17 protein-coding genes are annotated in these 17,426 nt (G+C 35.7%); 13 read left to right on the plus strand and 4 right to left on the minus strand.

Going from position 1 to position 17,426, the window contains the following annotated elements; all coding sequences use genetic code 11:
* Positions 1-33: 33 nt before the first annotated feature.
* Both R1T42_RS13670 and R1T42_RS13675 read left to right on the plus strand, forming a co-directional pair.
* The gene (locus R1T42_RS13670) at positions 34-1,143 is read left to right on the plus strand and encodes an acyloxyacyl hydrolase (RefSeq protein WP_317290714.1); all 1,110 of its coding nucleotides are present in this window, start codon (positions 34-36) and stop codon (positions 1,141-1,143) included.
* Between the two features lie 2 nt (positions 1,144-1,145).
* Positions 1,146-1,907, plus strand: coding sequence for a head GIN domain-containing protein (locus R1T42_RS13675; RefSeq protein ID WP_317290715.1), 762 nt, complete (start codon positions 1,146-1,148; stop codon positions 1,905-1,907).
* On the opposite strand, the gene R1T42_RS13680 is transcribed toward R1T42_RS13675, so the two are convergent.
* From R1T42_RS13680 to gldA, 3 genes are read right to left on the minus strand one after another with little or no spacing between them, the layout of a single operon-like run.
* On the minus strand, positions 1,908-2,507 hold the full coding sequence (locus R1T42_RS13680; RefSeq protein ID WP_317290716.1) for a DUF2911 domain-containing protein: 600 nt from the start codon (positions 2,505-2,507) through the stop codon (positions 1,908-1,910).
* A gap of 48 nt (positions 2,508-2,555) precedes the next feature.
* Positions 2,556-3,353 (minus strand): tRNA pseudouridine synthase A, encoded by a 798-nt coding sequence (locus R1T42_RS13685; protein WP_317290717.1) that lies wholly within the window; start codon positions 3,351-3,353, stop codon positions 2,556-2,558.
* Between the two features lie 18 nt (positions 3,354-3,371).
* Positions 3,372-4,283, minus strand: a complete 912-nt coding sequence (gldA, locus tag R1T42_RS13690) for a gliding motility-associated ABC transporter ATP-binding subunit GldA (protein WP_317290718.1) — start codon at positions 4,281-4,283, stop codon at positions 3,372-3,374.
* A 339-nt stretch (positions 4,284-4,622) separates the two neighbouring features.
* Between gldA and R1T42_RS13695 the strand changes: the two genes are divergently transcribed.
* From R1T42_RS13695 to rlmN, 11 genes are all read left to right on the plus strand, one after another.
* On the plus strand, positions 4,623-5,435 hold the full coding sequence (locus R1T42_RS13695; protein WP_317290719.1) for a prephenate dehydratase: 813 nt from the start codon (positions 4,623-4,625) through the stop codon (positions 5,433-5,435).
* Positions 5,432-6,595 carry a pyridoxal phosphate-dependent aminotransferase gene (locus R1T42_RS13700; RefSeq protein WP_317290720.1) on the plus strand — a complete coding sequence of 388 codons (1,164 nt, stop codon included), beginning with the start codon at positions 5,432-5,434 and terminating at the stop codon, positions 6,593-6,595. Before R1T42_RS13695 ends, R1T42_RS13700 begins: the two co-directional genes overlap by 4 nt.
* Positions 6,592-7,452, plus strand: coding sequence for a prephenate dehydrogenase (locus tag R1T42_RS13705; RefSeq protein WP_317290721.1), 861 nt, complete (start codon positions 6,592-6,594; stop codon positions 7,450-7,452). The genes R1T42_RS13700 and R1T42_RS13705 overlap by 4 nt, the downstream gene beginning before the upstream one ends.
* Positions 7,442-8,524 carry a bifunctional 3-deoxy-7-phosphoheptulonate synthase/chorismate mutase type II gene (locus R1T42_RS13710; RefSeq protein WP_042245738.1) on the plus strand — a complete coding sequence of 361 codons (1,083 nt, stop codon included), beginning with the start codon at positions 7,442-7,444 and terminating at the stop codon, positions 8,522-8,524. The genes R1T42_RS13705 and R1T42_RS13710 overlap by 11 nt, the downstream gene beginning before the upstream one ends.
* Before the next feature lie 82 nt (positions 8,525-8,606).
* Positions 8,607-9,611, plus strand: a complete 1,005-nt coding sequence (gene rsgA / locus R1T42_RS13715) for a ribosome small subunit-dependent GTPase A (protein ID WP_317290722.1) — start codon at positions 8,607-8,609, stop codon at positions 9,609-9,611.
* Positions 9,608-10,060: a D-aminoacyl-tRNA deacylase gene (gene dtd, locus R1T42_RS13720; RefSeq protein ID WP_317290723.1), complete on the plus strand. Its 453-nt coding sequence runs from the start codon at positions 9,608-9,610 to the stop codon at positions 10,058-10,060. Before rsgA ends, dtd begins: the two co-directional genes overlap by 4 nt.
* Positions 10,061-10,077: 17 nt before the next feature.
* Positions 10,078-10,407 (plus strand): nucleotide pyrophosphohydrolase, encoded by a 330-nt coding sequence (locus R1T42_RS13725; RefSeq protein ID WP_042245744.1) that lies wholly within the window; start codon positions 10,078-10,080, stop codon positions 10,405-10,407.
* A 2-nt stretch (positions 10,408-10,409) separates the two neighbouring features.
* Positions 10,410-11,687 (plus strand): 3-phosphoshikimate 1-carboxyvinyltransferase, encoded by a 1,278-nt coding sequence (locus R1T42_RS13730; protein WP_317290724.1) that lies wholly within the window; start codon positions 10,410-10,412, stop codon positions 11,685-11,687.
* Between the two features lie 67 nt (positions 11,688-11,754).
* Entirely contained in the window at positions 11,755-12,807 is a 1,053-nt protein-coding gene (gene queA / locus R1T42_RS13735; protein WP_042269595.1) for a tRNA preQ1(34) S-adenosylmethionine ribosyltransferase-isomerase QueA, read from the plus strand.
* A gap of 105 nt (positions 12,808-12,912) precedes the next feature.
* Positions 12,913-14,574 carry a T9SS type A sorting domain-containing protein gene (locus R1T42_RS13740; protein WP_317290725.1) on the plus strand — a complete coding sequence of 554 codons (1,662 nt, stop codon included), beginning with the start codon at positions 12,913-12,915 and terminating at the stop codon, positions 14,572-14,574.
* A gap of 77 nt (positions 14,575-14,651) precedes the next feature.
* Positions 14,652-15,692 (plus strand): 23S rRNA (adenine(2503)-C(2))-methyltransferase RlmN, encoded by a 1,041-nt coding sequence (rlmN, locus tag R1T42_RS13745; RefSeq protein ID WP_317290726.1) that lies wholly within the window; start codon positions 14,652-14,654, stop codon positions 15,690-15,692.
* A 77-nt stretch (positions 15,693-15,769) separates the two neighbouring features.
* Here rlmN and R1T42_RS13750 read toward each other — a convergent pair whose 3' ends face one another.
* On the minus strand, positions 15,770-17,233 hold the full coding sequence (locus tag R1T42_RS13750; protein WP_317290727.1) for a T9SS-dependent choice-of-anchor J family protein: 1,464 nt from the start codon (positions 17,231-17,233) through the stop codon (positions 15,770-15,772).
* Between the last annotated feature and the right edge of the window lie 193 nt (positions 17,234-17,426).

A 17,426-nucleotide genomic window follows, 5' to 3' on the forward strand; every position in this document is an offset into this window, starting at 1 on the left:
AATGGGCAGGATTCTATTTCATACTTTAGCGCTATGAATAAATGGATTATTGTTTTTCTGTGTCTCGCTTTTGCGAAAGCGTCTCTAGCGCAGGAATCTGTAAATATTAAATTACCAGTAGTTCGTAATTTTGAAGCTTCCTATTTGTATGGAACGATTTTAGAACACAATCCAGATATAGCACATTTAATAACGGATCATCCTAGTGGTGTGATGTTGCGTTATAATCGCAAGACTTATGGCGAAAAGGAATGGGAATCACGTTATAACTATCCAGATTGGGGAATTACAGCAGTCTATCAAGATCTTAAAAACTTATATTTAGGAGAAGTGTATTCTGCATACGGGCATTATAATTTTTACTTTTTCAATAGAAATCTAGAGCTCAGTTTAGGAACTGGTCTAGCTTATATCAATAGGCCTTTTGATCCAGTGACTAATGCACGCAATAACGCCTATGGTTCTAGAATCACCAGTTCTACTTATTTACTTGTTGATTACAAGAGAGAAAATATCTATAGAGGAATAGGTTTTCAAGCAGGATTTACCATTGTTCACTACTCAAATGCAAATGTAAAAGCTCCTAATAATTCTACAAACAGTTGGCTTTTTAATGTGGGATTAAATTATAGCCTAGGCTATGATAAAGCACCAGCATACAAGAAATGGGAAAAGACTCCATACTCAGAGAAAATAAGTTTTAATGCGGTAGCAAGAATAGGTGTCAATGAAAGTGATGTGCGCGGTAGTGGTCAGTATCCTTTTTATACTTTTTCTTTTTATGCAGACAAGCGTATAGGTTTTAAAAGTAGTCTACATGCTGGAACAGAAGTAATGATTTCAGAGTTTTTAAAAGAATACCGAGATTATCAGGCAAATAGTTATCCTGAAAATGGCATAACAGGTGATGAAAATTTCCAACGTGTAGGAATTTTTATAGGTCATGAATTACATTTAGGTAAAACAAGTGTGGTAACGCAGTTTGGCTATTATGTGTATAGACCAATTGAATTTGAAACATCAAATTATAATAGAATAGGATTACAACGCAGGTTTAATGAACGTGTGTTTGCTAGTTTAACATTGAAATCCCACGGCGCTGCTGCCGAAGGTGTTAGTCTAGGAATAGGATATAGATTATAGAAATGAGAACATTTTTTAAAATAAGTATAGTATTTCTGCTGGTTTTTATATCCAGTTGTGATTCTGAAAACGGTTTGAATTGTACACAAGCCGCTGGTGATTTAGTACGTCAAGAATTAAGTGTAGAATCTTTTGAAAGAGTACTTGTTTATGAAAGAACAAGATTACTTGTGCAGCAAGGTCCAGAATACAAGGTGATTGTAGAAACTGGAGAGAATTTATTGAATGATATAGATATAAAGGTACAGGATAATCAACTTATAATTGTCAATAATAACGGCTGTAATCTAGTTAGAGATTACGGAATCACTACTGTTACGGTTATAGCACCTAACTTGACTGAGATTAGATCCAGTACCGGAGAAGATACCCGTAGTATAGGAACTTTAAATTATCCAAGATTAACCTTGTATTCTGAAGACGCCCAAGAAGAAGACCTATATCACACTACCGGTAATTTTTATCTAGATTTAGATGTCGATAGTTTTAGAATCGTAACAAATAATTTAAGTAATTTTTATCTTACAGGTCAAGTAAACACTGCTTCATTAGAATGGTATTCTGGTGATGGACAGCTATTTGCTACTGATCTAGAAATTCAGAATGCGCAAGTTTATCATCGCGGCACACATAATTGGCAAATTGATGTAAAACAAAACATCGCCGGTAGCATTGTGGGCTATGGCGATGTAATACTAGAGTCTTCTCCAGTTTCTGTAAACGTTCAAGAAACCTGGCAAGGCAGATTGATTATCAAAAATTAATTATTGTAGTACAATAGGTAATTCAGCTCTGTAAGTTCCCCATCCTATCTTTAAATGTACAGTATTGTCATTCTTAGGTGAGTACAACGCAATACTTAATTGTTCTAAGCTCTTTGAATCTTTAGTTACAGGAATTGTTACTGTAATAAGATCAAGTTCTGGTTTATGGCTGTAGTTTCCCCAACCGTCATTTTCTGAGTTGATGTGAACGGTCCATTCATTCTCACTAGGAGTAATAACGATAGAGTAGCGACCAGCTTTAATTAATTTTCCACCTATCATGGCGTCTTTCAAAAGTAGTAATTCAGTACTCTCATTGGCACCTACACGCCATGACTCGCCTAATTTTGTGATTCCATCTTTACGATTATCTGTTGTGCGAAAGATGCTGCGGCCATTTAATGAAGGTCTACTGTATAAAACACGTATCTGTGGTTCAAGAGCCATTTTTTGCTCTTCAGTTTTTGCAAATTGTCTTTTTGCAGCTTGAGAAGGGAAGAAAGCCGCATCCATTGGGCTTTTATCTAGATCTACAAAATCTTGTGCATAGAGATTACTACTTATTAAGGCAATCGCTAGAAGTAAAAGTATCTTTTTCATAGTATTTATTTTATGAGATAAAGATAAATGTAAACCTTCACTAAAATATCACGATTCACTTTTGCTTAACTCCATACGGTACAACATTAATCCGCTCGCAGGTGCGATATGAGATAAATGTATCTTTTTACTACCATCCAGTGTTTCTTTAAAATCGCCAAGTGTAATTTTATGCATTCCCAGATCAAATAAAGCTCCCATCATTAAACGTACTTGATGTCTCTTAAAACCCATTCCGGTTACTCTAAAAGCATAACTTTTTTCTGGAAAAAAATTAGCTGTAAACAAGGTGTTTTCTTCGATAAGACAACTGTTCACAGTACTTACTGTATCGGTGGTGTCGGATGGTTTATATGTATAAGACCAGAAGTTATGTGTTCCTTCAAATAATCTTGCAGCGGTTTTCATCAATTCAATATCCAGTTCTGTTTTCATGTACACCATTAAGGATGCGCAAAAGGGATGGAATTTTTCACCATGGGAAAACAAATAAATATATTCCTTCTCTTTAGGATGTTGAATGACATTAAACTGTGCGTTAGTTTCTTCTATCGCTAGTGCTCTAATATCGCTTGGCAAGTTCAAATTAAATTCTGCTAGAAAGGTATCTAGATTTAATGCTTCATCATCCAGAAATAACTCAATAATGGTTTCATTTACAGACACACGAGCATCAGTTCTACCAGCGGCAAGGACTTTAAAATTAGGATGGTCTAGCACAAATCGCAAGGTGCGTTTTACCATTTTTTCCACGGTAGGAACGTCAGGCTGTTTTTGCCATCCATGAAAACGGAATCCTAGATACTGTAATTTAATGAGGTAATAAAGACGTTGCGGTTTTTGCATGTGCAAAGATGAGAATTTCTACTCACCAGTCAACTCCTGAAACATCGTCTCAAGATTTTTATTTTTTTTATTAAGCGATAAGATTTTTAACTCATTATCATGTGCAAAATCAAAAACAGCACTACGCATATCCTCTTGTGTCTCAAATCTTAAAGAATATGTGAAACCAGGTTCTTTGACAAGATCAGTTACTTCTCTTACTTTAGTAATGCGATTCAATAACTCTGGTTCTACTTTATAGTCAAACTCCACCTCAATGACTTGAGCGGCATCACTTTTAAGGTTCTTCAAATAATCGTCGGCAACAATTTTACCTTTATTGATAATAATCACACGATCGCACATCGCTTCTACTTCTTGCATGATGTGTGTGGATAATAATATGGTCGTATGCGCACCTACTTTTTTAATAAGTTGACGTATTTCAACCAGTTGATTAGGATCTAATCCAGTAGTAGGTTCATCTAGGATCAGTACTTTAGGTTGATGTAATAGCGCATTTGCAAGACCTACACGTTGTTTGTATCCTTTGGATAGTTGACTTATTTTTTTACCTACGTGAGAAGTCAGTCCAGTTTCTTCTATAACTTGAGTAATACGATTTGCGGCATTTTTTAATTTGTATACTCCAGCACTAAAATCTAAATATTCACGCACATACATTTCAGGATATAACGGATTACTCTCAGGCAAATAACCTATAGATTCTTGCACTTCTTTTTGTGTCGTTAAGATATCGTGACCATTAACGGTAGCACTACCTTCATTAGGATTTAAGTAAGTCGTTAAAATACGCATCATGGTGGATTTTCCGGCACCATTAGGACCTAGGAAACCTACAATTTCTCCGCTTTTAATAGAAAAACTGATTTTATCGAGCGCCTTTTGGCTACCGTAATTTTTTGATATGTTTTGAACTTCTATAGACATCAGGTAAAGATAAGAAATGAGAAGATTAGGTCTGGTGTTTTAACACGCTTTCGCGAAAGCATATTTATAAAAATCTCTAGCTCACTTATAAATATCACAAATGAATTCTGATTTTATTCCTAATAATAACGTCAGATTTTAAATAATTATATAATTTTTTTTTAAAAACTCCTGTTTTAAAAAATTCTATTTTACTTTAGCCATCTATTATGAACACAAAAACTTATTTCTGGTACGGATTTTACTTCTATTTTATAGAAGACAAGGCTGTATTGTGAAAATTTAAAATATACTAACAATAAAGTCTTGATTTAATCAAGACTTTTTTTTTACAATAAAATGAAAGTAGCAATACAAGGAATTCAAGGTTCTTATCATCATCAGGTGGCGTCTATTTTATATGGGAATGTTGAGCTATTAGAATGTTCCACATTTGATCAGCTGGCCAATGCTGTTTCTACTGGTCACGTTCAAACTGGTGTTATGGCAATAGGTAACTCTATAGCAGGAAGCATCTTGCCTAATTATAATTTAATAAAGGAACAAGATCTAAGCATCACAGCAGAGTATTATTTAAATATAGAACACCAATTAATGGCTCAGAAAGGTCAGGTTTTTGAAGATATTTTTGAGGTGCAGTCACATCCTATGGCTTTACTACAATGTCAATCTTTTTTCAGAAAGCATCCTCACATTAAGTTGGTTGAGACTGATGATACCGCAGCTGCCGCACAAAGAATTGCAAGGGATAGCAAAATGGGAATTGCTGCTATAGCATCTTCACAAGCGGCTGCTTTTTATGAACTAGATGTGGTTGCAAAAGATATTCAAGAAGTAAGGAATAATGCGACTAGGTTTGTGGTAGTAAATAGGGAAAGTATCATTGATGAACAAGCTAATAAAGCGACGATCAATTTTACCGCTAATCATGAGCCTGGTAGTCTCGCAAAAATATTAACCAAATTAGGAGATCTAGATATGAATGTTACAAAAATTCAATCTATTCCGATCATTGAGAAGCCATTTCTATTCTCTTTTGTTGCAGATCTTGAGTTTAAAAATCTGCAGTTATTTAAAGAAGCACAATTAGAAATAGGCATTCTTGTAGAATCTTTAAAAATCCTAGGAATTTATAAATCACACACGTTATGATAAAAGCAGCCACGAGACTTGATAGCGTTCAAGAATATTACTTTGCGACTAAGCTGCGTGAGGTAAGATCTTTATTAGAAGAAGGAAAACCTATCATTAATGCAGGAATAGGTAATCCAGATTTACTTCCTCCTGAGCAGGTTATACCTGCAATAACGGCTGCGTTACAGGATCCTAAAGCACATGGTTACCAGAGTTATTTAGGATTGCCAGAACTGCGAGAAGCTATGTCGCAGTTCTATAAAACGCGTTATAGTGTTTCTCTAGATGCAGAATCGGAGATTATACCGTTGATGGGAAGTAAAGAAGGTATTTTACATATTTCTATGGCTTTTCTCAATCCTGGAGATGCGGTTTTAATTCCAGATCCTGGATATCTAACTTATGCTAGCGCTACTAGATTATGTGAGGCTATGCCCGTTACATATGCTCTGAAAGAAGAGAATCATTGGTTACCTGATTTAGAAGAATTAGAACAATTTGATTTAAGTAAAGTAAAAATTATGTGGATCAATTATCCACATATGCCTACTAGCGTTGCAGGTTCAAAAGAGTTGTTTGAAAAACTAGTCCATTTTGCAAAAAAGCATGAGATTTTGCTTGTAAATGATAACCCTTATAGTTGTGTAGGTTATGAAGATAAAATAAGTGTTCATCAAGTAGCTCATTCAAAAGATGTAGTTCTAGAGTTAAACTCCATTAGCAAAACATTTAATATGCCTGGATGGAGAGTAGGAATGCTTACTGGGAAAAGTACTTTACTTAAAGAAGTTCTTAAAGTAAAAACTAATATGGATAGTGGTATGTTCTACGGTGTTCAGAAAGGTGCCATTGCAGCATTAAAAACTGGTGATGTATGGATAGAAAATCAAAATAGAATCTATAAAATTAGAAGAGATTTAACCATACAGCTAGCTGAAAAATTAGAGATACAACCTCAAGAACAAAATGGTGGTTTATTCGTTTGGTGCAAGTTGCCAAATGGAATGACAGATGACAAAGCTTTTGTAGATCAATTGCTACATGAGAGCCATATTTTTATCGCACCAGGAAGCATTTTTGGAAAGAATGGAGAAGGTTATGTGCGATTTTCACTTTGTGTAAATGAAGATAAAATACAAGAAATGATTCACAGAGTTACTAAAAAAGTCGAGGCATGAAAAAAGTATATTTAATAGGTACTGGATTGATAGGTGGATCTATACTTAAAGATTTGCGTGTTCATTATCCGCAGGCTATTTATTATGGTATTGACCACAATGATGCTCATGTAGAAAAAGCAAAGCAAAATGGTATTATAGATGAAGTGGCACAATTTCAAGAGTTGAAAAATGCAGATTTGGTTATCATTTCAATTCCCGTAGATGCAACCATAAAAGTTTTACCTCAAGTGCTTGACTTAGTAAATGAACATGCACTAATTATAGATGTAGGTTCTACCAAAGAAGCAATATGTAAAAGTGTCGAAAATCATAAAAACAGGAGGCAGTTTCTTGCGGCACATCCTATTGCGGGAACTGAATTTTCTGGACCAGATGCTGCCATCTCAAATTTATTTGTCAAAAAAACGCTAATTATATGTGAGGTAGAGAAAACCACCTTTAAATTGCAAGAATTGGCAAATGAGTTGTTTGAGAAACTGGAAATGAGAGTGCGATACATGACGCCTGCGGCACATGATAAACATATTGCTTATGTGTCACATTTGTCTCATATCTCTAGCTTTATGTTAGGTAAAACGGTCATTCAAGAAGAAGAAAACGAGCGTGATATATTTGACCTCGCGGGCAGTGGTTTTGAAAGCACCGTACGATTAGCAAAAAGTTCTCCAGCCATGTGGACACCCATATTTGCACAGAATAAGGAAAATGTACTAGCTAGTCTAGATGGATATATTGAGAATTTATCTCGCTTTCGCGAAAGCGTAAAAAATAACGATCACCAATCCATATTTCAAGATATGGAAGAAACAAATAGAATAAAAACGATATTGAAAGGAATTGAAAATGGAAAATAAAAAGGAATTTAGAACTTGGTTAGATAATCACAACCTAGAGCACCCTATAGTGATTGCTGGACCTTGTAGTGCAGAAACTGAAGATCAGGTATTAAGAATTGCACATGAACTTAAAGACAGCGACGTAACATATTTACGTGCAGGTATCTGGAAACCTAGAACGCGACCAGGAAACTTTGAAGGTGTAGGAGCGATAGGATTAAAATGGTTGCAAAAAGCAAAAGCAGAAACTGGTTTGCTAACTGCTACAGAGGTTGCTAATAGAGCCCACGTAGAACTGGCGCTAGAACATGATATAGATCTTTTATGGATAGGTGCAAGATCTACAGTAAGTCCATTTATAGTACAAGAAATAGCAGATGCTTTAGAGGGAACAGATAAAGTGGTGCTAGTAAAAAATCCTGTAAATCCAGATTTAGCTTTATGGATAGGTGCGGTTGAGCGATTTCATACAGCTAATATTAAAAACCTAGGAGTAATTCATAGAGGTTTTTCTACTTATGAAAAATCAAAATATCGTAATATACCTGAATGGCAAATTGCGGTAGATTTTCAAACACGTTTCCCAGATATTCCATTGATATGCGATCCATCCCATATTACTGGTAAGAGAGATATGATTTTTGAAGTATCACAAACCGCACTAGATCTTAATTATGATGGATTGATGATTGAAACACATTATGATCCTGATAATGCATGGAGCGATGCGGCACAGCAAGTAACTCCAGAAACATTGTTGCAAATTTTTCAAGACTTACGCATTAGAAAAGAACAAGATGATGAGGTAGGATATCAATCTAAACTAGGTGTTTTAAGAGCGCAGATCGATGTAATAGATAGCAATATTATTGAGACTTTGGGTAAAAGAATGAAAACAGCTGATGCGATCGGAGCCTTAAAAAAAGAGCGTAATGTAGCAGTTCTTCAATCTAAAAGATGGAACGAGATTTTAGGTAAAATGATTCTTGCTGGTGAAGAACAAGGTTTAAGTGAAGAATTTATTCTTAGAGTTTTTAAAGCGGTTCATCAAGAATCTATCAACCATCAAGAGAAAGTAATTAATAAATAATTGCGGTAAAGATTTTATGTTCTGGCAGCACTATATATAATTAACCTAATTTTGACTTCTAGAAATAAAGCAATTAGTTTAAATGAAAGGAACCGTCTATAGATCAACAGGAAGCTGGTATGAAGTAAAAGGTACTGATGGTGCGATGTATTCATGTCGTATAAAAGGTAAATTTAGACTACAAGGAATTAAGAGTACTAATCCTGTGGCTGTAGGTGACCGAGTAGAATTTGAAATCGAGAAAAAAGGAGATGAAGAAATAGGAATTATTAATGAGATTGAAGAACGTGATAATTATATCGTGCGCAAATCTGTAAACCTATCTAAACAAACCCATATTATCGCAGCAAATGTGGATCAGGTTTTTTTGATAGTCACTTTAAATAATCCACCTACATTTACCTCATTTATAGATCGTTTTTTAGTAAGTGCGGCAGCTTATCAAATTCCAGTTATTATACTTTTTAATAAAGTAGATACTTATAACGATGATCAAGATGAAGTGGTGTTAGATCCAGAAACTGGTGAAGAAATGCTAACGATGACCGAGCTGGATCAGGTGCGTATTTTAATGCAGTTATATAAATCTGTTGATTATGAATGCATTGCGATAAGTGCAGCAACAGGTAAAAATATAGATTTAGTAAAAGAGAAGATGCTGGGTAAAACCAGCATGTTTGCTGGCCATAGTGGTGCTGGTAAAAGTACTACTGCAAATGCAATCCAGCCAGGACTAGAATTAAAAACTAAAGCTATAAGCTTACAGCATAAACAAGGACAGCACACAACTACATTTGCAGAAATGTTTGATCTCGATTTTAATGCTCGCATTATTGATACACCAGGTATTAAAGGTTTCGGTGTTGTAGATTTAGAGAAAGAAGAAATAGGCGGTTATTTCCCAGAGATTTTTGAACTTAGTCAGAGCTGTAAGTTTCATAATTGCTTACACCTTGAAGAACCTAAATGTGCTGTTAAAGAAGCTGTCGAGACAGGAGAAATCTATTTGAGTCGTTATGAGAGCTATGTGCAAATTGTTAATGGAGATGAGGATAATTATCGTGCAGATAAATATACCACACCATGAGAGTAGTTTTGCAACGGGTCAGTGAAGCAAGTGTTACTATAGATGGTCTAGTCCATGGAGCCATAGATCATGGGCTACTTATTTTACTTGGTATTACTGTAGAAGACACTCAAGAAGACATCGATTGGCTTGTAAATAAAATTGCTGGAATGCGCATTTTTTCAGATTCAGACGGTAAAATGAATTTAAACATCAGTGGTATAGGTGGAAACGCATTGGTGATTTCTCAGTTCACACTTTATGCCAGTACAAAAAAAGGAAATAGGCCTAGTTTTATTAATGCCGCTAGACCAGAGGTAGCTATACCATTATATGAAAGTTTTGTGAGCACGCTTTCGCGAAAGCTGGATAAAACAATCCCAACAGGAATCTTTGGTGCAGATATGCAAGTAGCTCTCGTAAATGACGGACCTGTTACTATTGTAATGGATAGTAAGAAAAAGGAGTAGTTTAATTAATAATAAATATGTCTTTAAAACAATCACAACAGCAAGTTGACAACTGGATCAAAAATCATGGAGTGCGTTATTTTAACGAGCTTACTAACATGGCACAACTTACCGAAGAAGTAGGTGAAGTTGCTCGTATTATCGCAAGAAGATATGGAGAGCAAAGCGAGAAAGAAAGCGATAAAAACAAAGATCTAGGAGAAGAACTCGCCGACGTTATGTTTGTAGTGCTATGTCTAGCAAATCAAACAGGAACTGATCTCGAAACCGCTTTTGCAAAAAAACTGCAAATTAAAACAGAGCGTGATCATGACAGGCATCACAATAATGATAAGCTCAAAGGCTAGTCATGGATTTATTATTAGAAAAGCCACTAAACTCGTTAAGTAAAGAGGTTGTCTTTACCATAACAGGCTCAAAAAGTGAAAGTAATCGTTTACTTATTCTCAAAGCCCTATATCCCGAATTAGAAATTGTCAATCTTTCTAATAGTGATGATACCGTGCATATGCAAGAGGCATTAATGTCTCAAAAAAATCATGTCGACATAGGCCATGCTGGTACAGCAATGCGTTTTCTTACGGCATACTACGCAAGTAAAAAAGGTCTGATCACCATAACTGGAAGCCAGCGCATGCAGCAACGACCTATAGCCGTATTAGTAGATGCTTTAAGGTCTATAGGTGCAAAAATCGAATACCTAAACCAAGAAGGTTATCCACCACTAAAAATTGACGGTGGACATATTAATGGTGCAACCGTTAAGTTAGATGCCAGTGTATCTAGTCAGTATATAACTGCTTTAATGCTCATAGCGCCATCGCTAGAAAATGGATTAAAAATTGAGTTAATAGGTAAGTTAACCTCAAGGCCATACATACAAATGACGGTACGTCACTTACAATCTATAGGCGTGACTGTAAACTGGTCAAAACAGGATGTTGATTCTGAAAAGGATATTCAGACAACATCAGAAGTTATCCAAATTAAACCTCTAGACACGATAATTAATAGATCACTAACAGTAGAGAGCGACTGGAGTAGTGCTGGATATTGGTACAGTTGGGTAGCTTTACAGGACATAGGTTATCAATTAACTTTACAACATTACTTTAAAGAGTCAGTCCAAGGTGATAGTAAGTTAAGCGAGTATTACGAGGAATTTGGAGTTCAAACTAGCTTTGACAATAATCAACTCATATTAACTAAGAGGTCTGAAAAGGTAGCGCAACGCATCGTGATTAATCTGGTGAATGAGCCAGATCAAGCACAAACTATATTTGCCACCTGTTTAGCATTAGGTGTTGACGCTCACCTTACTGGACTTCATACCTTACGCATAAAAGAAACAGATCGTATAGCAGCCTTAAAAGATGTGGGATATCGCTTTCGCGAAAGCGTAATAAAAACAACACAAGATACTATAACATTAACCTGTATACCTCTAGAACAACATGCCGAGCCTGTAGTAATCGATACTTTTGATGACCATAGAATGGCTATGGCATTTGCGCCAGTTGCCTGTCGGACTTCATTGTTAATTAAAGATGCAGGTGTGGTTGCAAAAAGCTATCCGCAGTTTTGGAACGATTTAAAACAGGTAAATGTCAACATCACAGAAATTTAAGTGTCGATTTACTTGACAACGCCTATTCCACAATCGTATATTTGTTATCTCAATATAAAATGAATACATGAAGCTATCTCAATTCGGTTACAAACTACCAGAAAATTTGATTGCGCAACATCCTGCAGAAAATAGAGATGAGTCGCGACTTATGGTACTCCATAAAAAAACGGGTGAAATTGAACACAAAATGTTCAAAGATGTACTTGATTATTTTGAAGAAGACGATGTTTTTGTAACTAATAATACACGTGTGTTTCCTGCCAGACTTTATGGTAATAAAGAAAAAACAGGTGCACGTATCGAGGTTTTTCTTTTAAGAGAATTAAACCCTACTACAAAGTTGTGGGACGTTCTAGTAGATCCAGCTAGAAAAATAAGAATAGGAAATAAACTTTACTTTGGTGAAGATGAAAGCCTAGTAGCAGAGGTGATTGATAATACAACTTCAAGAGGAAGAACTTTGAGGTTTTTATTTGATGGTAGTTATGAAGAGTTCCGTCAGAAATTGAAAGATCTTGGAGAAACTCCACTTCCTAGAGAACTAGGTCGCGAGGTTGAGGAAGAAGATGAAGAACGTTACCAGACTATCTATGCAACTAATGAAGGCGCTGTTGCAGCACCTGTTGCAGGTTTACACTTTTCAAAGCATTTATTAAAACGTTTAGAAATTAAAGGTATTCATAGAACTGCGGTAACTATGCATATAGGTTTAGGAACTTTTGCTCCGGTGGAAGTAGAGGATTTATCTAAACACAAAATGGATAGTGAGCAGGCTGAAATTACTGAAGAAACACGTGCTATAGTAAATAAAGCTATAGATAATAGAAAGAATGTATGTGCGGTAGGAACAACCACCATGCGTACTCTAGAAAGCGCCGTAAGTAGTGATGGTCATTTAAATACTTTTGATGGTTGGACTAATAAATTTATTTTCCCGCCTTATGATTTTAGTATTGCAAATGCTATGATCACCAATTTTCATCATCCTAAATCCACTTTGATGATGCAAGCAGCAGCTTTTGCAGGTTATGATTTATTGAAAAAAGCTTACGATGTAGCTATTAAAGAAGAATATAAATTCTCTACTTATGGAGATGCAATGTTGATAGTTGACTAAATAATATACAATTAATCTTACAACGAACCGCTTAGAGCTTTTCTAAGCGGTTTTTTTGTGCTAATCTCGTATATTGCAACTTATTAAACTCCCTAAAAATCAGTGATGAAAAAAATATTACTAACGTTATTAATTTGTACTGTAGCTTTTAATTTAAATGCTCAAGTATCTAATCAAACAACACCGCCTAGTTGGGCATTTAATTTAAAAACCCAGCCAGCAGCTGAAATTATGCCGTCTTTTGACTTGCAGTCCATGATTGCCGAAGATGAAATTGAGGCAACTCAAGTTATAAAAAAGCCTTATCGTTTTGGTAAAAAATTCTCTGTAGCAATGGATTTATTTAATTCTGGTCAGTGGACTGAGTTAGAAAATGGAGATCGTCTATGGAGGTTGAATGTGGTGTCTACAGGTGCTCGCACTATGAATTTTATGATGGATAGATATAATCTTCCTGAAGGCGCAGAAATGTTTATTTACAGTGATGATCATACTGACAAAATAGGACCTTATACAATTAATGAAAATCAAGAAGATGGAATATTAGGAACATGGGTTGTTTATGGAGATAACGTATGGATTGAATATTATGAGCCAGCTTCTGTAAGAGGTTTAGGGCGTATTTCTATTAATGAAGTAGTACATGGCTATAGAGGTTTTGGAGAGACTGAAGAGAGCTTCTTAAAACTGAATGAATCTGCAGCATGTAATGTTGATGTGATGTGTGATCCTAATCAAGGTTCTACAAATGGTCAGGATTGGTCGACAATAAGAGATAATTACAGACATGCGGTAGCTAGAATTATTATCAACGGTGCAGGACTTTGTACTGGTACCTTAGTTAATAATGTTAGAGAAGATGGAACGCCATATTTTTTGACGGCAGATCATTGTTTAGGTAATACTGGTGATGGTGCAGGAACATCATATTCTGCAACTGGTTGGAGTTTCGGCTTTGATTGGTATACCAATACACCAGATTGTGCAACAAATTCAAATACAGTAGGTACTCAAAACCCATCTAGAGTTGTATCTGGAGCAACGTTGAGAGCAAATAGAGGTGCTAGTGACGTGGCGCTTTTTGAATTAAATACGACTCCACCTGCGTCATGGGATTTGTATTATGCAGGATGGTCTAGAGCAACATCTGGCGTGACTTCTCAATTGAGTATTCATCATCCTAGTGGTGATATTATGAAATTAGCAAGAAATGATCAAAGCGCCACTTTTGTTACTGTTTCTGGAATTTCTTGTTGGAATATAGCAGATTGGGATTATGGTGTTACTGAAGGTGGTTCTTCAGGTAGTTGTCTATTAAATCCACAAGGTCAAATTATAGGACAATTACTGGGTGGAAGTGCAGCTTGTTCTGGTACAAATGACAATGGCGCACCAGACTTTTATGGTAGATTTAATGTAAGTTGGAATACAGGAGGAACTGCAGCGACACAATTAAGAGATTGGTTAGATCCAGATAATACTGGAGCAGCATCATATGATGGTGATTATTACTCTACCTTAAGTACAACAGAGAATCAAGTGCTTAACTTTAGTGTATTCCCTAATCCGTCTAAAGATATTTTTAATTTTGATTTAGATCAAGAAGCTTCTTATCAAGTATATGACCTATCTGGAAAAGTAATTGCTACAGGAGAATTTACAGATAATAATAACAGTGTTGATCTTAGCGCTGTATCAAATGGTATCTATTTTATCAATGTGCAAACTATTAATGGTAAGGCAACAGCAAAATTAATCAAAGAGTAATTTTTTAACTCAACAACTTCAAAACGCGCTGCAAGATTGTCTAATTTTGCAGCGCATTTTATTTATAAAAAGTTCCATTGAAAGAAACTAAGAAAGATATTAGATCATATACTCAAGATGAATTGAGAGAGTATTTTGTAGATCAAGGTCAACAGGCTTTTAGAGGTAATCAGGTGTATGAATGGTTATGGAAAAAAGGAGCGCATCACTTTGAGGACATGACTAATCTTTCTAAAGAAACAAGAGCATTTCTTCAAGAGCATTTTGTGATAAATCACATAAGAGTAGATTACATGCAGCGCAGTAAAGATGGCACTATTAAAAACGCAGTAAAATTACATGATGGTCTAACAGTAGAATCTGTAATGATACCTACACCTACTAGAACAACAGCTTGTGTTTCTTCTCAAGTAGGATGTAGTTTGAATTGTGAGTTTTGTGCTACGGCGCGTTTAAAACGCATGCGTAATTTGAATCCTGATGAGATATATGATCAAGTCGTTGCCATAGATCAACAAAGTAGAAATTATCATAATAGACCACTTTCAAACATCGTCTTTATGGGAATGGGTGAGCCGTTAATGAATTATAATAACGTCATTAAGTCTATCGATAAAATCACAGGTGATGATGGTCTAGGGATGTCTCCTAAGCGTATTACTTTGTCGACTAGTGGGATTCCTAAAATGATGAAAAAGCTGGCAGACGACAGGCCTAAATTCAACCTAGCGTTATCATTACATAGTGCAATTGATGAAAAACGGGTTAAAATCATGCCTTTTAATGAGCAATTTCCACTAGAAGATATTAAAGATGCTTTAAGATACTGGTATGATAAAACCGGTACCCGAGTTACCTATGAATATGTTGTTTGGAAAGGTATTAACGATACTAAAGAAGATATCGATGCCTTAATAGAGTTTTGTAAGGTAATACCATGTAAAGTAAATATTATTGAATACAATTCCATAGATGACGCCCGTTTTGAACAAGCTTCAAAACAAGCAGTAGATGCTTATGAGCGAGAACTCTATCGTTATGGTTTTACTGTAAATGTAAGGCGTAGTAGAGGAAAAGACATTGACGCAGCTTGCGGGCAACTGGCAAATAAGGAATAAGATTTTTTAAATTTATTATATAAAAAAACGGCCTTCAAATTGAAGGCCGTTTTAAGTTTATAAAAGAAGTCTATTAATTACTTCTTGATAAATTGTACAGTTTGAGAACCGTTATCAGTATCTAATTTCAATAAGTAAAGACCAGCGCTTAATGTGTTGATGTTAATTTGATTGTTGTTAGATTTAACGTTTTCAGAAATAACTTGACCTAGACCATTGTAAATTGTACCATTAGTAATAACCTCATCAATCTGGATGTTTAAAACATCTGTTGCTGGGTTAGGGCTCAAGGTAAATAAGTTCGCTATCTGATCATCTACAGATGCAGTACCTTCAGTAGTGAATTGCCATACTGGTCCAGCAGTATTCGTTCCACCTACATTTCTAGGTTGTACTTGCCAGTAATATGTAGTTCCTGTAAGCATACCTGTAATGTTTACTGAAGCATTAGCAGTAGTACCTAATGTATTCAACGTAGTAGGGCTATCACCTAATAAGAAAACATAAGATTCTGGTGCGTCACCTGTAGTAGCGTCTGTCCATGCAAAAGCAACAGCGTCATTATTAGCAGTATCGATTACAACATTAGTTGCCATATCAGCTGGTGTAGGTGTAGTAACTGCATCTGGTGCGCTCACACTTCCTACTTCAGTTGTAAAGCTCCATACTGGGTTATTCGTAGCAGATCCTGCAGTGTTCTTAGGGATTACTTGCCAGTAATAGGTTGTATTATATAAGAAACCATTGATTGAAATAGGCAGAGTTACTGTTGCTGGAGCAGTTCCTAAAGAAGCTAACGTTGTAGGAGAATCTCCTAATAAAATTTCGTACTCATCTGGCGCAACAGAGCCAAGACTATTATCAGGAGTCCAGGCAAAAAGAATTGAATTGTCAGGTGATCCGTCAGCATCAGCATCACTAGTATCTACGATTACACCAGTAGCCATATCAGCAGGTGTTGGAGTCGTTGCCGGTCCTGGTGCATTTGCAGCACCTTGTACTACCTCAACATTGTCAAAAGTAATTGCATCACCATCATTTTGAAGGTGCACAAAAGCGATGTAAACACTCTGGTTTAAATAGGCAGCAAGACTAACGTTGAAAGAAGTAAATACAGCAGTTGCGTTATTCCCTAATTCTGCTTCAGTAAAATTATCTATCTCAACAAACGATGTTGTATCTGTTTGAGAAGTTGTTGAAATTCTAATTGAAAGCTCAGATCCAAAATCACCTTGATTCAAATCTGTAGCATCAAACAATAAAACATTTTGTGTAGCATTAATAGGTATTAATGGAGATACAATCCAATCTTCTGCAGTTTGTCCGGCAGTAACAGCTTCCCAAAGACTTTGAGCACGGAATTCTGGGTCAGTTCCAGCTTGTGCCCATTGCACAGTAGTACCAAGTCCATTTGCACCATCATAAACAGCCCATCCTGCTGGTGGGAACGCTGCACCTGCACCATTGAAGTCCTCAAGGTATTGGGCAAATCCAAAATTAAATGACACTAATGCCATTAAGATTAAAGTAATTTTTTTCATGTCTAGTAATTTAATTATTTCGGCTAAATATAGCCATATCTCAAAAAATCGACTTGTCATTTGTTTAACAATTATTGTCTTTTTCTATATTTCCTTTAAAATTTAGATGTAATGCGTTTTAATCGGTTCAAGTGTGAAAGTGACCACGTTAAATATTTGATAAATTACAATTTCATCCTTCATAAAGGGTAAA

This window comes from Nonlabens ulvanivorans, assembly GCF_032922765.1.
In the GTDB taxonomy this organism is placed as follows: Bacteria; Bacteroidota; Bacteroidia; order Flavobacteriales; family Flavobacteriaceae; genus Nonlabens; species Nonlabens ulvanivorans.

What these genes read in the sequence shown, in the direction of transcription:
- R1T42_RS13670 (WP_317290714.1), top strand. Translation starts at nt 34, where the DNA reads ATGAATAAATGGATTATTGTTTTTCTGTGTCTCGCTTTTGCGAAAGCG.
- R1T42_RS13675 (WP_317290715.1), top strand. Translation starts at nt 1,146, where the DNA reads ATGAGAACATTTTTTAAAATAAGTATAGTATTTCTGCTGGTTTTTATA.
- R1T42_RS13680 (WP_317290716.1), bottom strand. Translation starts at nt 2,507, where the DNA reads ATGAAAAAGATACTTTTACTTCTAGCGATTGCCTTAATAAGTAGTAAT.
- R1T42_RS13685 (WP_317290717.1), bottom strand. Translation starts at nt 3,353, where the DNA reads ATGCAAAAACCGCAACGTCTTTATTACCTCATTAAATTACAGTATCTA.
- gldA (WP_317290718.1), bottom strand. Translation starts at nt 4,283, where the DNA reads ATGTCTATAGAAGTTCAAAACATATCAAAAAATTACGGTAGCCAAAAG.
- R1T42_RS13695 (WP_317290719.1), top strand. Translation starts at nt 4,623, where the DNA reads ATGAAAGTAGCAATACAAGGAATTCAAGGTTCTTATCATCATCAGGTG.
- R1T42_RS13700 (WP_317290720.1), top strand. Translation starts at nt 5,432, where the DNA reads ATGATAAAAGCAGCCACGAGACTTGATAGCGTTCAAGAATATTACTTT.
- R1T42_RS13705 (WP_317290721.1), top strand. Translation starts at nt 6,592, where the DNA reads ATGAAAAAAGTATATTTAATAGGTACTGGATTGATAGGTGGATCTATA.
- R1T42_RS13710 (WP_042245738.1), top strand. Translation starts at nt 7,442, where the DNA reads ATGGAAAATAAAAAGGAATTTAGAACTTGGTTAGATAATCACAACCTA.
- rsgA (WP_317290722.1), top strand. Translation starts at nt 8,607, where the DNA reads ATGAAAGGAACCGTCTATAGATCAACAGGAAGCTGGTATGAAGTAAAA.
- dtd (WP_317290723.1), top strand. Translation starts at nt 9,608, where the DNA reads ATGAGAGTAGTTTTGCAACGGGTCAGTGAAGCAAGTGTTACTATAGAT.
- R1T42_RS13725 (WP_042245744.1), top strand. Translation starts at nt 10,078, where the DNA reads ATGTCTTTAAAACAATCACAACAGCAAGTTGACAACTGGATCAAAAAT.
- R1T42_RS13730 (WP_317290724.1), top strand. Translation starts at nt 10,410, where the DNA reads ATGGATTTATTATTAGAAAAGCCACTAAACTCGTTAAGTAAAGAGGTT.
- queA (WP_042269595.1), top strand. Translation starts at nt 11,755, where the DNA reads ATGAAGCTATCTCAATTCGGTTACAAACTACCAGAAAATTTGATTGCG.
- R1T42_RS13740 (WP_317290725.1), top strand. Translation starts at nt 12,913, where the DNA reads ATGAAAAAAATATTACTAACGTTATTAATTTGTACTGTAGCTTTTAAT.
- R1T42_RS13750 (WP_317290727.1), bottom strand. Translation starts at nt 17,233, where the DNA reads ATGAAAAAAATTACTTTAATCTTAATGGCATTAGTGTCATTTAATTTT.